General features: G+C 67.6%; 15 protein-coding genes and 1 pseudogene. 10 read left to right on the forward strand and 6 right to left on the reverse strand.

What is annotated here, in order from left to right; translation table 11 throughout:
* Positions 1-10: 10 nt before the first annotated feature.
* Together AM586_RS03610 and AM586_RS03615 are read left to right on the forward strand one after the other, a co-directional pair.
* Positions 11-1,240: a CaiB/BaiF CoA-transferase family protein gene (locus AM586_RS03610; RefSeq protein ID WP_047825724.1), complete on the forward strand. Its 1,230-nt coding sequence runs from the start codon at positions 11-13 to the stop codon at positions 1,238-1,240.
* Between the two features lie 48 nt (positions 1,241-1,288).
* On the forward strand, positions 1,289-2,836 hold the full coding sequence (locus AM586_RS03615; protein ID WP_082439625.1) for a DHA2 family efflux MFS transporter permease subunit: 1,548 nt from the start codon (positions 1,289-1,291) through the stop codon (positions 2,834-2,836).
* 7 nt (positions 2,837-2,843) lie between these two features.
* Here the strand turns inward: AM586_RS03615 and AM586_RS03620 are convergent, their stop codons facing one another.
* Genes AM586_RS03620 through AM586_RS03630 form a run of 3 tightly spaced genes read right to left on the reverse strand, consistent with a single transcriptional unit; the run spans position 2,844 to position 6,179 of the window.
* Positions 2,844-3,623: a molybdopterin-binding protein gene (locus AM586_RS03620; RefSeq protein ID WP_047825723.1), complete on the reverse strand. Its 780-nt coding sequence runs from the start codon at positions 3,621-3,623 to the stop codon at positions 2,844-2,846.
* A complete protein-coding gene (locus AM586_RS03625; RefSeq protein ID WP_047825722.1) occupies positions 3,620-4,456 on the reverse strand; it encodes a cytochrome b/b6 domain-containing protein in 837 nt (278 codons plus the stop codon). The genes AM586_RS03620 and AM586_RS03625 overlap by 4 nt, the downstream gene beginning before the upstream one ends.
* A gap of 43 nt (positions 4,457-4,499) precedes the next feature.
* The gene (locus AM586_RS03630; RefSeq protein ID WP_047825721.1) at positions 4,500-6,179 is read right to left on the reverse strand and encodes an AMP-binding protein; all 1,680 of its coding nucleotides are present in this window, start codon (positions 6,177-6,179) and stop codon (positions 4,500-4,502) included.
* Positions 6,180-6,250: 71 nt separating this feature from the next.
* Between AM586_RS03630 and AM586_RS03635 the strand changes: the two genes are divergently transcribed.
* Positions 6,251-7,084, forward strand: a complete 834-nt coding sequence (locus AM586_RS03635) for an alpha/beta fold hydrolase (protein WP_197416476.1) — start codon at positions 6,251-6,253, stop codon at positions 7,082-7,084.
* A 63-nt stretch (positions 7,085-7,147) separates the two neighbouring features.
* The gene (locus tag AM586_RS03640; RefSeq protein WP_047825719.1) at positions 7,148-7,576 is read left to right on the forward strand and encodes a carboxymuconolactone decarboxylase family protein; all 429 of its coding nucleotides are present in this window, start codon (positions 7,148-7,150) and stop codon (positions 7,574-7,576) included.
* Here the strand turns inward: AM586_RS03640 and AM586_RS03645 are convergent.
* A complete protein-coding gene (locus AM586_RS03645) occupies positions 7,573-9,174 on the reverse strand; it encodes a murein L,D-transpeptidase (protein WP_052234018.1) in 1,602 nt (533 codons plus the stop codon). The genes AM586_RS03640 and AM586_RS03645 overlap by 4 nt on opposite strands.
* Positions 9,175-9,374: 200 nt before the next feature.
* Here AM586_RS03645 and AM586_RS03650 point away from each other — a divergent pair, with 200 nt between their 5' ends.
* Positions 9,375-10,385 (forward strand): alpha/beta fold hydrolase, encoded by a 1,011-nt coding sequence (locus AM586_RS03650; protein WP_082439626.1) that lies wholly within the window; start codon positions 9,375-9,377, stop codon positions 10,383-10,385.
* A 25-nt stretch (positions 10,386-10,410) separates the two neighbouring features.
* On the opposite strand, the gene AM586_RS03655 is transcribed toward AM586_RS03650, so the two are convergent.
* Complete coding sequence (locus tag AM586_RS03655) at positions 10,411-10,950, reverse strand: cytochrome C (protein ID WP_197416475.1); 540 nt, start codon at positions 10,948-10,950, stop codon at positions 10,411-10,413.
* Between the two features lie 217 nt (positions 10,951-11,167).
* On the opposite strand from AM586_RS03655, the gene AM586_RS03660 reads away from it, so the two are divergent.
* Positions 11,168-11,524 (forward strand): translation initiation factor Sui1, encoded by a 357-nt coding sequence (locus AM586_RS03660; RefSeq protein WP_047825718.1) that lies wholly within the window; start codon positions 11,168-11,170, stop codon positions 11,522-11,524.
* 77 nt (positions 11,525-11,601) lie between these two features.
* On the opposite strand, the gene AM586_RS03665 is transcribed toward AM586_RS03660, so the two are convergent.
* Positions 11,602-12,123, reverse strand: a complete 522-nt coding sequence (locus AM586_RS03665; protein ID WP_047825717.1) for a metal-dependent hydrolase — start codon at positions 12,121-12,123, stop codon at positions 11,602-11,604.
* A 457-nt stretch (positions 12,124-12,580) separates the two neighbouring features.
* Here AM586_RS03665 and AM586_RS28545 point away from each other — a divergent pair, with 457 nt between their 5' ends.
* From AM586_RS28545 to AM586_RS03675, 4 genes and pseudogenes are all read left to right on the forward strand, one after another.
* Complete coding sequence (locus AM586_RS28545; RefSeq protein ID WP_197416474.1) at positions 12,581-13,087, forward strand: hypothetical protein; 507 nt, start codon at positions 12,581-12,583, stop codon at positions 13,085-13,087.
* A 117-nt stretch (positions 13,088-13,204) separates the two neighbouring features.
* A pseudogene (locus AM586_RS29240) lies at positions 13,205-13,474 on the forward strand (homoserine dehydrogenase); the annotation flags it as partial.
* Positions 13,473-13,787 carry a hypothetical protein gene (locus tag AM586_RS28550; RefSeq protein ID WP_197416473.1) on the forward strand — a complete coding sequence of 105 codons (315 nt, stop codon included), beginning with the start codon at positions 13,473-13,475 and terminating at the stop codon, positions 13,785-13,787. The pseudogene AM586_RS29240 and the gene AM586_RS28550, both read left to right, overlap by 2 nt.
* A gap of 45 nt (positions 13,788-13,832) precedes the next feature.
* The gene (locus AM586_RS03675) at positions 13,833-14,846 is read left to right on the forward strand and encodes a tripartite tricarboxylate transporter substrate binding protein (RefSeq protein WP_047825716.1); all 1,014 of its coding nucleotides are present in this window, start codon (positions 13,833-13,835) and stop codon (positions 14,844-14,846) included.
* Positions 14,847-14,855 lie beyond the last annotated feature (9 nt).

The raw sequence follows: 14,855 nt of genomic DNA on the forward strand, positions 1-14,855 counted from the left end.
CCCCGAGACCATGACAAGCACACAGACCAAACCCCACCCCGGACCGCTGGCCGGCATGCGCGTGCTGGAACTCGCGCAGATCATGGCGGGCCCCACCTGCGGCATGATGCTCGCCGACATGGGCGCCGACGTCATCAAGGTCGAGAAGCTCCCCGGCGGCGACGATTCGCGCGGCTACCGCGAGCCGCGCGTGAACGGCGTCTCCGCGCCCTTCATGATCCTGAACCGCAACAAGCGCGGCATCGCCCTCAACCTGAAGCATCCGAAGGGGCGCGAAGTCCTGCTGAACATGGTCAGGCAGGCCGACGTCCTGACCGAAAACTACCGCCGCGGCACCCTCGAGCGCCTGGGCCTGGGCTACGAGACGCTCAAGGAGATCAATCCCGGCCTGATCTACTGCTCGGTGTCGGGCTATGGCCGCGACGGTCCCTACGCCGACAAGGGCGGCTTCGACCTGATCGCGCAGGGCTTCTCCGGCCTGATGTCGGTAACCGGCGAACCCGGACGCCCGCCGGCCAAGACCGGCAATTCGATCGCCGACATCAACGCCGGCATCCTGGCCGTGGTCGGCATCCTGGCGGCCTATGCGCACAAGCAGCAGACCGGCGAAGGCCAGGTCGTCGAAACCTCGTTGATGGAAGCGGCCCTGCAGCAGACCTACTGGCATGCGGCGATCTGGTTCGCCACCGGCGAGTCCGCCGGCCCGACCGGCTCGGCGCACCTCCTGACCGCGCCCTACCAGGCCTTCCAGGCCAGCGACGGCTGGATCAATATCGGCGGCGCCAACCAGGCCAACTGGGAGCGCATCGCCGACGTGCTCGGCCATCCCGAATGGCGCGACGATTCGCGCTTCCACGACAATGCGGCGCGCATGCGCAACCTGCAGGCCCTGACCGACGCCATGGCCGCGGTCCTGAAGACGCGCTCGCGCGACGAATGGATCACGGCCTTCGACGCCGCCGGCGTGCCGGTCGGCCCGGTGCATACGATCGGCGAGGCGCTCAGCCACCCGCAGGTGGCCGCGCGCGGCATGGTGGTCGAGGTCGAGCATCCGCAGGCGGGCGCCACCCGTGCGCTGGGCTGTCCGATCCATTTTTCCGGCACGCCCACCCGGATCGACCGCCACGCCCCGATGCTGGGCGAGCATTCGCGCGAGCTGCTCAGGGAGTACGGCTACGGCGACGAGGAGATCGACGCGCTCGCCGCCGACGGCGTCATCGAGGAGGCGCGGCTGGACTAGCCCCGAGGTGGTAAAGTCGGATTCCCTGAGCGGACTTGGTTCAATGCCATGGAATTCGATTCGGACACGATGAGCGCGACCGTCCAGCCGTGTGCGCCGGCCGCGCGCAAGTGGGTGCTGGCGAACAGCATCCTGGCCTCGGGAATGGTGTTCATCGACGGCACTGTCGTCAACGTGGCGCTGCCGGCCCTGCAGCGGGACTTCGGCGCCGGGGTGGCGCAGGCGCAATGGGTGGTCGAGGCCTATGCCTTGCTGCTGACCGCGCTCCTGCTGCTGGGCGGCAGCATGGGCGACCGCTACGGCCGGCGCCGCATCTTCGCGCTCGGGGTCGCCGTGTTCGGCGCCGCCTCGGTGGCCTGCGGCCTGGTAGGCGGCATCGGGCAGCTGATCTGGGCCAGGGCCTTGCAGGGGGTGGGCGGCGCTCTGCTGGTGCCCGGCAGCCTGGCGCTGATCAGCGCCTCCTTCCCCGCGAATATCCGCGGCCGCGCGATCGGCACCTGGTCCGGCTACAGCGCCATCACCGCCGCGCTCGGCCCGGTGCTCGGCGGTTTCCTGATCGAGCATGTGTCGTGGCGCGCGGCCTTCCTGATCAATGTGCCGCTGGTGCTGAGCGTGCTGTTCCTGACTTTCAGGCATGTGCCCGAAAGCCGCGGCAACGCGTCCGGCCGGCTGGACTGGCCGGGCGCCCTGCTCGTCAGCGTCGCCCTCGGCTGCCTCGTGTATGGCCTGATCGAGTCTTCCACACGCGGCTGGACCGACCCGCGCGTGCTGGCCGCTCTCGTGCTTGCGCCGCTGGCCTGCGCCGGCTTTGTGCTGACGGAGATGCGCCATCCCTCGCCGATGCTGCCGCTGGGCGTGTTCCGCGCGCGCGACTTCAGCGGCGCCAACCTGTTGACCCTGCTGCTGTATGGGGCGCTGGGCGGCCTGATGTTCTTCCTGCCGCTGAACCTGATCCAGGTCCAGGGCTACAGCGCGACCGCGGCGGGCGCCGCCCTGGCGCCCTTCATCCTGCTGATGTTCACACTGTCGCGCTGGTCGGGCGGACTGGTCGACCGTTATGGCGCCAGGGGTCCGCTGGTGATCGGGCCGGCGATCGCCGCCGCCGGCTTCGCCCTGTTCGCCCTGCCCGGCATCGGCGGCAGCTACTGGCGCAGCTGGTTCCCGGCCATCCTGCTGCTGGGCTTCGGCATGACGGTTACCGTCGCCCCGCTGACGACCACGGTCATGAATACGCTGGAGCCGGCGCGGGCGGGACTGGCCTCCGGCATCAACAATGCCGTGTCGCGCGCGGCCGGCCTGCTGGCGATCGCCCTGCTGGGCCTCGTCATGCGCCAGGCCTTCGACAGCGCGCTGGACCGGCGCATGCAGGCGCTGACGGTGTCGCCGCCGCTGCGGGCGCAGGTCGAGGCGCAGCGCGGCCGGCTGGCCGCCATCAGCCTGCCGGCGGCGGGTCCTGCCAGTGAAAGACAGGCCGTCGAACGGGCCGTCGCCGAGGCGTTCGTCGCCGGCTTCCGCCGCGTCATGGCGGTGTCGGCGCTGCTGGCGCTGGCGAGTTCAGTGGGCGCCTGGTGGATGATTGGCGGGAAGCAGAGCTGAGAACGTTCTAAATCCCCGCATACCATTCATACCCCAGGTCCTCCCAGTAGCCGCCCTTCCCCCCGCGGATCCGGTCCAGCCGCTCCACCAGCTCGATCCGCATCAGGTACTTGGCCTGCTTGTAGCCCAGCTGCCGCTCGACCCGCAGCCGCAGCGGCGCGCCGTTCTTGACCGGCAGCGGCTCGTCGTTGAGCGCATATGCCAGGATCGTCTGCGGGTGATTCGCCTCGACCAGGTCGATGCTCTCGTAATAGGTCGAGCCGGGCGCCTGCAGGTCCGAGCCGTCCATCGGGTCCGCGCAGTGGAAGACGACGTAGCGCGCCGCCGGCAGCGGCCCTACCCGCGCCAGCAGGTGCCGCAAGGGCAGCCCGGTCCACTTGCCGATCACGCTCCAGCCCTCGACGCAGTCGTGGCGCGTGATCTGGGTGCGCGAGGGCATCGCCTGCAGCTCGGCCAGCCCCAGCTGCGCCGGCCGCGCCACCAGGCCGCCGACCTGCAGGCGCCAGTCGCGGAACTGGTCGGCCAGCAGTTGCCGGTACAGGCGGCTGTCCGGCATCGCGGTGCCGTTGCTGCGGAATTCGTCGGCGATGTCGTCTTCGCTGAATTCCTGGGCCATGGACGCGCTCCCGGTCACGAGCGCCTGCGCGCGCCGGCTCAGGAACTGGGCGCCGCGCAGCGTGCCGTTGAAGGATTCGCTCGACGCCAGCCGGTCGCAGCCGGCCAGCACGGGCGGCAGCACCGCACCGGCGGCCAGCGCCAGGAAGCGTCGCCGGCTGACCACGATCATGGCGTCCTCTCCTCTTCCTTGGGCCCGGGCAGGCGGTAGTACCCCGTGATCATCGAGCGCAGGTTGTTCCACAGTCCGGTCACGATCACCTCGAACACGTGTACGGCGACAAAGGCCAGCAGCAGGCAGGCGGCCGCAAAGTGCAGCGTGCGCGCGGACTGGCGCCCGCCGAGCAGGTCGACCCAGCCGCCGAACAGGCTGTCCATGCGCGGCGACATGCCGAGGCCGGCCAGCACGATCAGCGGCAGCAGGACGAAGATCACCGCGAGGTAGGCCAGGTTCTGCAGCACGTTGTAGCGTCTCGCCGCCTCGCCGCCCGGATGGCGGAACAAGAGATGGTCCCGGATCGATCCGCCGATGCCGCGCAGCTCGGCCTTGTGCGGCAGCAGGTCGCGCCGCAGATGGCCGCTGAAGATGGTGTAGGCGATATACGCGATGCCGTTGATCACGAAGACCCAGGCAAAGAACAGGTGCCAGTTGCGCGCCGTCGCCAGGCTTTGCTGGCCCGGGATCGTGGCCCAGGACGGGAAGGCCCGCTCGCTCTGCCGCGCCGCGCCCTCGACGCGCGAGGCGCCGAGCACGCCGTCGGTATCGAAGACGTGGCTGCCGACCTGCGTGAGGCCGTGCGGCTCGCCGTCGGGTCCGGGCCGGGCCGTCATCGACAGCAGCGGCGCGTCGAAATCCGATTGCGCGCCCCAGTACAGGTGAGGATGGGCATTGAAGATGCCGAGCCCGCTCATCAGCATCAGGAAGAAGCTGATGACGTTAATCCAGTGCATGACCCGGATCGGCAGCCTGTGCCGGTAGAACAGCCGCGCCCGAAACTGATGCATGGCCCGCCTCCGAAAACGCGAGGTGCCGCCTTCGTCCGACCGCTCAGCCGCCCAGGCCCAGCTCTTCGGCGATCCGGTCGCGCAGCACGTACTTCTGTATTTTACCCGTAACCGTCATCGGAAAGCTGGAAACGAAGCGGACATAACGCGGGATCTTGTAGTGGGCGATCTGGCCGCGGCAGAAGTCCTGGATTTCCTCGACAGTCGCTTCCTGCCCGGGACGCAGGATGATGCAGGCGCACAGCTCCTCGCCGAATTTCCGGTCCGGCACGCCGACGCACTGCACATCCATGACCTTCGGATGGCGGTACAGGAACTCCTCGACCTCGCGCGGGTAGATGTTCTCGCCGCCGCGGATCACCATGTCCTTCGCGCGGCCGACGATGGCCGCGAAGCCGTTCTCGTCGATCACGGCCAGGTCGCCCGTGTGCATCCAGCGTGCGGGGTCGATGGCGTCGCGCGTCTTTTCCTCGTCGCCCCAGTAGCCGAGCATGACCGAATAGCCGCGGGTCAGCAGTTCGCCCTTCACGCCGCGCGGGACGATCCTGCCGTTCGCATCGACGATCTTGACTTCCAGGTGCGGATGGACGCGCCCGATGGTCGACACGCGCAGCGCGACGGGATCGTCGACCGAGCTCTGGAAGGACACGGGCGAGGTCTCGGTCATGCCGTAGGCGATCGTGATCTCCCCCATGTGCATCAGGCTGATGACCCGGCTCATCACCTCGGCCGGACAGGGCGAGCCGGCCATGATGCCGGTGCGGAGCGTCGACAGGTCATGGTTCGAGAATTCCGGATGGTCGAGGATGGCGATGAACATCGTCGGCACGCCGTGCAGCCCGGTGCAGCGTTCCGCCTGCACCGTTTCCAGCACCGCCTTCGGATCGAAGCTCTCGCCCGGGAAGACCATGGTCGCGCCGTGCGTGACGCAGGCCAGGTTGCCGAGCACCATGCCGAAGCAGTGGTAGAGCGGCACCGGAATGCAGAGGCGGTCGAGCGGCGTGAGCTTCATCGCTTCGCCGATGAAGAAACCGTTGTTGAGGATGTTATGGTGGCTCAGCGTGGCGCCCTTCGGCGCACCGGTCGTGCCCGAGGTGAACTGGATGTTCACCGGATCGTCGAACTGCACGGCGTCTTGCAGCGCGGCCAGGGACGCCAGCTCCTCCGCGCCGGGCGGCGCCAGCAGCTGGTCGAAGTTGAGCATGCCGGGCGTGTGCTCCGTGCCCAGGCGCACCACGTGGCGCAGCTGCGGCAGCCGCGCCGACTGCAGCGCGCCCGGCGTGGCATGCCGGAGTTCCGGCGCGATGTCCTGCACCATGCCGATGTAGTCGCTCGACTTGAAGGACGGCGCCAGGATCAGGGCGCTGCACTGGACCTTCTCGAGCACATACTCGAGCTCCGTGCGGCGGTAGGCCGGATTGATGTTCACCATGATCAGGCCGGCGCGCGCCGTCGCGAACTGCACCAGCACCCATTCGGCGCAGTTCTGCGCCCAGATGCCGACCCGGTCGCCGGGCTGGAGGCCAAGCCGGAGCAGGCCGGCGGCCAAGCGGGTGACGCGTTCGTCGAACTCGCGGTAGGTCCAGCGGATGTTCTGGTGACGGACGATCAGTGCATCGTTGTCGCCGAAACGCTCGGCGATGGACGCCAGGTGGACCCCGATCGACTCCCCGATCAGCGGGACGTCATGGGCGCCGTGGACGTAGCTCGGGCTCTGCGGCATGCTTGTCTCCTTTTGTGTTCACCGTGGTGATCGCTTATATTCTAGCCAAGAAAACGATGCGGTTGCCCAATATGCCACTTTCCGTCCACGAAGACCTCTGGATCGACCATCCGCAAGGCCGCCTGTTTGCCCGGATCTGGAAGCTTCCCGGCCACGCCGACGCCGACGCCGACGCCGACGCCGGTTCTGCCGCAGCGCCCATCGTCCTGTTCCACGACTCCCTCGGCTGTGTCGACCTGTGGCGGGATTTTCCCGCGAGGCTGAGCGCCGCCAGCGGCCGCACCGTGATCGCCTACGACAGGCTAGGCTTCGGCCGCTCGGACCCGAGGGAAGGCAGGCTGCCGCCGGACTTCGTGGCCGACGAGGCGGCCAGCTTCTTCCCGCTGGTCCGGGAACGGCTCGGCCTGCGCCGCTTCATCGCCTTCGGTCACAGCGTGGGCGGCGGCATGGCGGTCCATTGCGCCGCCCGTTTCGCGAACGGCTGCGAGGCCCTGGTCACCGAGTCGGCGCAGGCCTTCGTCGGCGAGGAAACGCGCCAGGGGATACGGATCGCGAAGGAAGGGTTCCGCCAGGCGGCGCAGTTCGAGCGCCTGCACAAGTACCACGGCGACAAGGCCAGGTGGGTCCTCGACGCCTGGACCGAGACCTGGCTGGACCCTGCATTCGCCGGCTGGTCGCTGGCCGCGGTCCTGCCGCGGGTGAGCTGCCCGCTGCTGGCGATCCACGGGGCATGCGACGAATACGGCTCGCCGCGGCACCCGGCGACGATCGCCGAACTGTCCGGCGGCCCGGCACGCATCGCGATGCTGCCGGACACCGGCCATGTGCCGCACCGGGAACGCCCGGAAGAGGTCCTCGGCCTGGTCGCCGGCTTCGTCAGGACAGGTGACGGATGCCGGCCATGAAGCCGGAAGCGGCGCGCTTCGGCAGCCGGATATCCATTAGCATTGCAGATTTCGGAGATGAGAATGCCCATTCCACCAGAGTTCGATACCCCGCAGTTCGCCAAAGGCCTGGCGGTCCGCCGCGAAGTGCTCGGCGCGGAGTACGTCGACAAATCGGTCAACGAGGTCGACGACTTCATGATCCCGATGCAGAAAATGACGACCGAGTGGTGCTGGGGCGAGGTCTGGACCCGGCCCCAGCTCGACCGCCGCACCCGCAGCCTGCTGAACCTGGCCATGCTGACCGCGCTGAACCGCCCGAACGAGCTGCGGCTGCACGTGCGCGGCGCCCTGAACAACGGCGTGACGATCGCGGAAATCCAGGAGGTCCTGCTGCAGGCCTGTATCTATTGCGGCGTGCCGGCCGCGCTGGACAGCTTCAAGGCCGCGAATGAAGTGCTGAAGCAGGTCGCGGCGGAGAAGTCCGGCGGCCGAGCCGCCGAAGCACCTTAGTCGGCCGCCGGGACGATCTGGCTGCGGCGCGCCGCCAGCACCTGCTCGAGCTTCGGGTCGCGGCCGTAGATGTCCGCCGCGAAGCGCGGGCTGCCGTTACTGTCGACCATCGCGGTGGCGTAGAAGATCACGACCGGGATCGTCTTCACCAGATCGACGTGCCGGGTCGGTCCCGGCTGCAGCGCGGACTGGATGGCGTCGGCGTTCCATTGGCGCTGCCCTTCCAGCACGTACTGGGCCAGCGCGGCCGGATGCTCGACCCGGATGCAGCCGTGCGACAGGTCGCGCCGGCTGCGCTCGAACACCTCGCGCACGGGAGTCGAGTGCAGGTAGATGTCCATCGGGTTGGGCATCGCGAACTTGATCGGCCCCAGCGCATTCTTCGGTCCCGGAAGCTGGCGCACGCGGGCGCGCCCTGCCTTCAGGTCGGCCAGGCTCGCGTTCGGCGGCACCGTCTCCATCCCGTTCTGCGCGAGATAGGCGCGGTTGCGCTCGAGCTTGGGCACGATCTCTTTCTCGAGGATGCTGCGCGGGACATTCCAGTAGGGGTTGAACTCGAGGTAGCGCATCTGGCCGACGAACAGCGGGGTCTCGGTCTTGGCCGCGGTGCCGACCACGACCCGCATCTCGAGCGTGTCCCCGCTGCCGCCATCGTTCATCGCCCACAGGCGGTAGGCCGGCAGGTCGACCATGATCAGCGGGCCGGGACCGACATCCGGCAGCCAGCGCAGACGCTCGAGCGTCAGTTCGAGCTGGCGCACGCGCCTCGAAGGCGGCACATTCAGCGCATCGATGGTGCCGCGGCCCAGCACGCCGTCCTCGGCCAGGCCGTGACGGGCCTGGAAGTGCTCGACGCCCTCCGCCATCTTGTCGCTATAGACTCCTTCACCCGGGGGCGGCGTGTCGGCCGGCAGGTCGCCCAGCAGCACCAGGCGCTCGAACAGCGCCTGCGCGGCCGGGTAGGCGCCGCCGGGCGTGAGCCTGGCGGCCGGTTTCGGCAGCGCCGGATACGTTTGCCTGGACAGCTCGCGGTAGGCTGCCAGCGCCGCCTTCACCCGCGCGTACTCCTGCAGGCGGGGCTCGGCCGCCTGCACCGCGGCCTGCAGCCGGCCGGTGGCGAGCCCGGCGCGCAGGCGCTCGACCGGATCGTAGGCGCGCAGGCGCGCGTCCGGCAGGCGGGTGTGGAATTCGGAGCGCACGCGGCCCACGCGCAGGTCGGCCAGGTAGTGCAGCATGGCCGAGGTGAGCGCGACATCGAAACGGGCGGGATCGGCGTCGCCGGAACTCAGCTGCCGCTGCAGCGCGTCGGCGCCGTAGTCGCGCGGGTCCAGGCCCTGCAGCCTGGCCTGGCGCAGCACCCACAAGGCCGCCGCGGCGGTCGACGGATTCCAGGCCGGCGCGTACTTGCGCGGAGCGTAGAAGCGCTGCAGCCAGCCGCGTTCGTCGTAGGGCCCCGAGGGCATGACGGGCGACTGCGAGGCCTGGACGGCCAGCGTGCGAATGGCGGCGGGGACGGGCTGCGCGAACGCGGTACAGGGAAGGAGCGCCACCGCTGCGCAAAACGCGAGCGCGGCGCCGAATTTCAGGCTGGGCTTCATCGATACTCTCGGACTTCGGCAAGCGTACCTTGCCGCTCCGTATCATAGCCTGCGGCCCTGGCCGCACCCAGCGGCGTGACGAATTCTTACACTCGGCTTAAGGCCCGGGGTCGCCATGTGGTCGTTCCGATAATTATCATTTACTATACAAGACGGAATCGTGCTTTCGCGCGCCCTCACCTCTCAAAAGGACATGATCGATGAATAAAGGCTTGGCTGGACTGGCAGTGCTCGTGGTGCTCGGCGGATCCTCGTCTTCCTTGCTGGCGGCGCCGGCAGGGCCGCAGTCGCTTGGCGACGCCTTCGCGAAGCCGCATCGGCTCGTCGATATCGGCGGCCGCAAGATGAACCTGTATTGCAGCGGCCAGGGCGCCACCACCGTGGTGTTCGACGCGCCGTCCGGCGACGCGGGCTGGAACTGGTTCAAGGTGCAGCCCGCCGTCGCGAAGCACACGCGCGCCTGCGTGTTCGACCGCGCCGGCCTCGGATTCAGCGATCCCGCCAAGCGCCCGAATACCTCGGAAAACGTGGCCGAGGACCTGCACAAGCTGCTGGCCGGCGCCGGCGTCAAGCCGCCCTATGTCCTGGTCGGCAATTCGCTGGGCGGCGCGAACGTGCAAGTCTATGCCTATCGCTACCCTGCCGAGGTCAAGGGACTGGTGCTCGTCGAGCCGCAGCACGAGGATGAAACCAGCCGCCTGGACAAGGCCAGCCAGGGCAACCTGCAAAAGGTGTATGCGATGGTCGCGCAGCAGAACAAGTACTGCCTGGCGGCCGCCGAAAAAGGCTTCAGGCCGGGCAGCGAAGAACGGATGAATTGCGTCGGCAATCCAGCGGACGTCTACGGCCCCGCCCTCGGCGCCGCCGTGGCGTCGGCGACGAGCCGGCCCGCCTACTGGCGCACCGCGATCGACGAATGGGACGCCATCAAAGTCAGCGACGAACAGTTGCGCAAGCTGCGGCGGCCGTTCGGCGATCTGCCGGTGGTGGTGCTGACGCGCGGCGTGAGCCCGTATGCCGTCCCGGGCAAGCCGCAGAGCGCCTTGAACAAGGCCATGGAAGACGAGAACGCCGCCATTCAGAAAGAAACCGCCGCCCTGTCGACGCGCGGCAGGCAGCGTGTGGTGCCGGGCGCCGGGCATGTGATCCATGCCGACAAGCCGGAGGCGGTGGTGGAGGCGGTGCTGGAAGTGCTCGGGCAGGTGAAGTAAAGCTGCCCGGGCCGATACTCGTTGTTTACTGCGGCGGCGCCGGAAACTGGACAAAGGGACCGGCAGGCGTCTGGCCCGGCGGGACGAAGGCCGGGGCCGGCGTGCCGGTCGGCTCCAGCTGCCTGACGAAACGGTAAATTGCGCGTAGATCGTCCTTGTCCATATCGCGCAATGCGAACCAGGGCATAGGGGGCCGCAACTTCATCGTGTGCGCAGCTTTCAGCCATTCGGCTTCGGTCATCCTGTTCATCGCCAGGCGCAGGTTGGAGGGGTAAGTGGTTCCCCATGGTCCCCGGAATCCCAGGCTGTCGCCGAGCAGCCACTCTTTTTCGGGGATCTTTCCCTCGGCCTGCGCATACCCTGCGGTGTGGCAGTCATTGCACCCTGCAATGCGGACCAGATAACGTCCGCGCTCGACATACGATCCCTTGGTCGCGCCGGCCGCCGACGGCGCGCGCGCAGCCTGGTCCGCGGCAAAACCCGCCAACGGCATACACATCCCCAACAGCGCGGCGCCAGCGACAGCCCTGGCGGCAAACGTCTTGCAGATCCCGGTGACTGCCATGGCCCTCTCCCGATCGTGTGTTATGCGCTTCCACGGCTTATGATAATTAGCCGCGAAATCGATACAAGTGACGGACGTACTGGATTTTTCAGGCAATCGAAGGCTTCGGATAGGCAGCTGTACTGGTTCCCGTTCCGAACGCGGGCAATGGACCGGAAAGCGGCCGCCCGCCCCTGCTAAACTCCGCCTCTTCCACATCAACATCCCGCAACAACAAATGAAACCTCGTTCAGAATCCGTCCTCGTCTATTCCACCGACGGCGGCCGCATGTGCCCCGAATGCCGCCAGCCCCTCGGGAGCTGCGCATGCAAGGCGAAGGCCGCGCCGGTCGGCGACGGCGTGGTCCGCGTCTCGCGCCAGACCAAGGGCCGCGGCGGCAAGAGCGTCACCCTGGTCAAGGGCCTGGCGCTCGATCCGCTGGCGCTGGCGCTGCTGGGCAAGCAGCTGCGCACGGCCTGCGGCTCCGGCGGCACCGTCAAGGACGGCGTGCTCGAAATCCAGGGCGACCACTGCGACAGAGTCATGGAAGAGCTGAAAAAGCACGGCCACCAGCCGAAGCGCGCCGGCGGCTGAGGGCTTCAGGGCAGCCCAGCCCTCCTGCATCGAGAAGCCGGCAATCCCGAACCTCGTTGTACCCTTGCCGCCTCTGCTTACATCGGCGCCGCTAGCGAAAGGCCGCCGAGGCCGGGCATGTGGCCATCGGCGGCCAGCAGGCGGTCGGCAACGACGAATGCGAGCGCCCAGGCCAGGACGATCACGATGATGTCGCAGCGGCCGCTTTTCCACAGATTCAGCGAGTGCCGCCGCATGAGCCAGGGGACGCCCAGCGGGTTCGGCCAGTCGGCCAGCAGGTGCATGATGCCGCCCGCCGCAAACCCGAACGGCAATGGCGCCCAGGCGGTCCCGCCGAGCGCCAGCCAGGAACAGGCCAGCAAAACAAACCATCCGACACCCCAATGGGTCCAGGTCCGATGGGTAATCCAGAGCTTTCTTTTCCTCGACCACCATGCCACTTCAAGCCAGTCGGGCGCGGTGCCGCCGGCGCTGCCCGCGATGGCGGCCAGGAGGCTCCAGGCGTGGTAGGGACCGCCCGCGCCGGCGTGATGGACGAGAACGGCGGCGATCAGGCCGGCGGCCAGCCCGGTCGAGTGGTGTGCGTTATGGGAAGCCATGGTGCGGACAATCTCTTGCTGCGAATGAGGAGGTGCCGCACTATACTGCCCCGCCCCCGAAAAAACAGGCTTTGAAACGTCTTCTTGCAATTCGCTCCGCGCCACGGACTCGGTCCTTCGATCCTGTTTTCCCGTGCATTTTTTGCGATACCCAAACGTTATCGGTAATTGCCAAAGCGGAAATAGACAGTTATGGAGAAGCCGCGCACAATCGATTCATAAATACAACATAAACGGAGGCGTAATGAAACCGGAGACGCCCGCAAGCCTTCTTCTGGGCGCACGCTCACGTGTTCCTGCCGGCCATAGCGGCTGACCGGCAAGGCCCGCGACGCCGGGCCAGCCGCGGCCGCCGGCCCATCCCATCCAGGCACTACCCGGGAGCAAACCTGGCGCAAGGCGAGGCGCGGTCCCGTCGCCCGAACCCGATGAAGGTCAACAAGGAGCTCTCCGCCCCATGAACTACGAACTTCTGTTCAAAGAAATTCCGCAGCAGCGCATCCGGATCGCCCTGACCGGCGCCAACGGCGGCTTTTCCCGCACGCTGCTGGTGCAGTGCCGCGCGCTCGCCGGCGTCGAGCTTGCGGCGCTGTGCGACCTCGACCTCGAAGGCACGCTTGGCCTGCTGACCGAGCTTGGCTACGACGCGCGCTCGGTCCGGATCTGCCGCAGCGCGGACGAGGTGCGCCTTGCGGTCGACGCGCGGGAAGTCGTGCTGATCAATGACCACCGCCTGCTGGCGTGCGTCCGGCACGATATCGTGATCGAAGCCACCGGGCAGCCGGAAGTGAGCGTGCAAATCGCGGTCGATGCGATCGGGCGCGGCGTCCACGTCGGCATGGTGTCGAAAGAGACCGATTCCGTCGCTGGTCCCTACCTGAACGGCCTGGCGAAGCAGCGCGGCGTGGTCTACACGACGGTCGACGGCGACCAGCCGAGCAACCTGATCGGCTTGGTCAGCTAGGCAAGGGTGCTCGGTTTCGATATCGTCGCGGCGGGCAAGTCGAGCGAATACGACTATGTCTATCACGCGGCCAGCGAGCAGATCGAGTACCGCGGCGAGCTGCATCCGGCCAGCGGCATGGCCGGGCTGTGGGAGCTGGACGGCAATGTGGCGGCCCTGCTGGAGCGGCGCGATGCCCTCATTCCCGGCATCCCGAAGAGCGCCACGCCGGATTACTGCGAGCTGAACGTCGTGTCGAACTCGACCGGCTTGCTGCCGGCGCGTCCCTCCCTGAGTTATCCGCTCTGCCATCTCACCGAACTGGCGGACGTCTTCATCCCGCGCGAAGACGGCGGCATCCTCGACCGCAGCGGCGTGGTCGACGTCTTTAACTGCCTGCGCGGGCATGACGAGGCGAGCTTCGGCGGCGGGGTCTTCGTGGTGGTCCGCTGCACCGACGACGCGGTCTGGGAAACTCGCGACCGCCCAACGCGATTTCCGTGCCGGCGAACGCCTGGCCATGGGCGGCCACCACCACGAGATCGACGGCATCAGGGCATCGCTGGTGCCCGCAAGCGAGGCGCGGGGTCTGGCGCCCTTCTATCTCGCCGCGAACAAGCGCCTGCGCACCGGCGTCGCGCGCGGCCAGGCCGTGTCGATCGACATGCTGGAGCTGGACGGCTCGGCCCTGTACGAAGCCTGGCGGCGCAATCCTTCTTGACGCATCGATCACCGCACTACGACAACAACCCGACAGGAGACAGCAATGGCAGTGCAATTGAAACGCAAGTTGTTCCAGATGTCGCTACTGACCGCGGCGATCTGCGCGCCGGCCCTGGGCCATGCCGCCGGCGATTGGGCGCCGACGAAGACGGTGGAATTCTATGTGCCGTGCGGCGCCGGCGGCGGCACCGACCAGTTCGCGCGGCTGGTACAGACGATCATCATCAAGCACAAGCTGATGGACCAGAATACGGTTGTGATCAACAAGGCCGGCGGCTCCGGCGCCGAGTCCTTCGTCGAGATCGCGTCCGACCGCGGCAATTCCCACAAGATCGTGTTCGGCACGAACAACGCCTATCTGCTGCCGCTGGTGGTCAGGCTGCCCTACCGCTTCGACCAGCTGACGCCGGTGGCCATGCTGGCCCAGGACGAGTTCCTGCTGTGGGTGCCGCAGGATGCGCCGTACAAGACCGCCAGGGACTTCATCGGCGCCGCGCGCGCCAACCCGGCGAATTTCGTGATGGGCGGCGCCCATTCCAAGGACACCGACCAGACCCTTGCGGAACTGATCAACAAGACAGGAGGCATGAAGCTGACCTATGTCCCAATCAAGAGCGGCGCCGAGGCGGCAACCCAGCTGGCGGGAAAACACGTCGCGGCCAACCTGAATAATCCGAACGAAAATATCTCGCAGTGGCGCGCCGGGCAGGTCCGCCCGCTGTGCGTGTTCGGCAAGGAGCGCATGCCCTACAAGGACAAGGTGACCGCCTCGATGTCCTGGAACGACATCCCGACCTGCGTGGAATCCGGCCTCGCCATTTCCGAATACCGGATGCCGCGCGCGGTCTACATCGCCGCCGGCACGACGCCGGAGCAGGTCAATTACTACGTCAGGCTGCTCAGGAAAGTCAGCGAAACGCCCGAGTGGAAGGCCTACCTCCAGACCAATGCCCTGAACGGCGACTTCGCCAACGGCGAGGAGCTCAAGCGCTATATCGAGAATAACCAGTCGACGGTGCGCGAAATTTTCGTGAACGCCGGCTGGCTCGTGAAATAAGGGTGCGGC

This window comes from Massilia sp. WG5 (assembly GCF_001412595.2).
Taxonomy (GTDB): Bacteria; Pseudomonadota; Gammaproteobacteria; order Burkholderiales; family Burkholderiaceae_D; genus Telluria.

Coding starts and splice junctions, on each gene's coding strand:
- AM586_RS03635 (WP_197416476.1), top strand. CDS start 6,251: ATGCCACTTTCCGTCCACGAAGACCTCTGGATCGACCATCCGCAAGGC.
- AM586_RS03675 (WP_047825716.1), top strand. CDS start 13,833: ATGGCAGTGCAATTGAAACGCAAGTTGTTCCAGATGTCGCTACTGACC.
- AM586_RS03640 (WP_047825719.1), top strand. CDS start 7,148: ATGCCCATTCCACCAGAGTTCGATACCCCGCAGTTCGCCAAAGGCCTG.
- AM586_RS03645 (WP_052234018.1), bottom strand. CDS start 9,174: ATGAAGCCCAGCCTGAAATTCGGCGCCGCGCTCGCGTTTTGCGCAGCG.
- AM586_RS28545 (WP_197416474.1), top strand. CDS start 12,581: ATGAACTACGAACTTCTGTTCAAAGAAATTCCGCAGCAGCGCATCCGG.
- AM586_RS03650 (WP_082439626.1), top strand. CDS start 9,375: ATGAATAAAGGCTTGGCTGGACTGGCAGTGCTCGTGGTGCTCGGCGGA.
- AM586_RS03610 (WP_047825724.1), top strand. CDS start 11: ATGACAAGCACACAGACCAAACCCCACCCCGGACCGCTGGCCGGCATG.
- AM586_RS03655 (WP_197416475.1), bottom strand. CDS start 10,950: ATGGCAGTCACCGGGATCTGCAAGACGTTTGCCGCCAGGGCTGTCGCT.
- AM586_RS03620 (WP_047825723.1), bottom strand. CDS start 3,623: ATGATCGTGGTCAGCCGGCGACGCTTCCTGGCGCTGGCCGCCGGTGCG.
- AM586_RS03665 (WP_047825717.1), bottom strand. CDS start 12,123: ATGGCTTCCCATAACGCACACCACTCGACCGGGCTGGCCGCCGGCCTG.
- AM586_RS03615 (WP_082439625.1), top strand. CDS start 1,289: ATGGAATTCGATTCGGACACGATGAGCGCGACCGTCCAGCCGTGTGCG.
- AM586_RS03630 (WP_047825721.1), bottom strand. CDS start 6,179: ATGCCGCAGAGCCCGAGCTACGTCCACGGCGCCCATGACGTCCCGCTG.
- AM586_RS03660 (WP_047825718.1), top strand. CDS start 11,168: ATGAAACCTCGTTCAGAATCCGTCCTCGTCTATTCCACCGACGGCGGC.
- AM586_RS03625 (WP_047825722.1), bottom strand. CDS start 4,456: ATGCATCAGTTTCGGGCGCGGCTGTTCTACCGGCACAGGCTGCCGATC.
- AM586_RS28550 (WP_197416473.1), top strand. CDS start 13,473: ATGACGAGGCGAGCTTCGGCGGCGGGGTCTTCGTGGTGGTCCGCTGCA.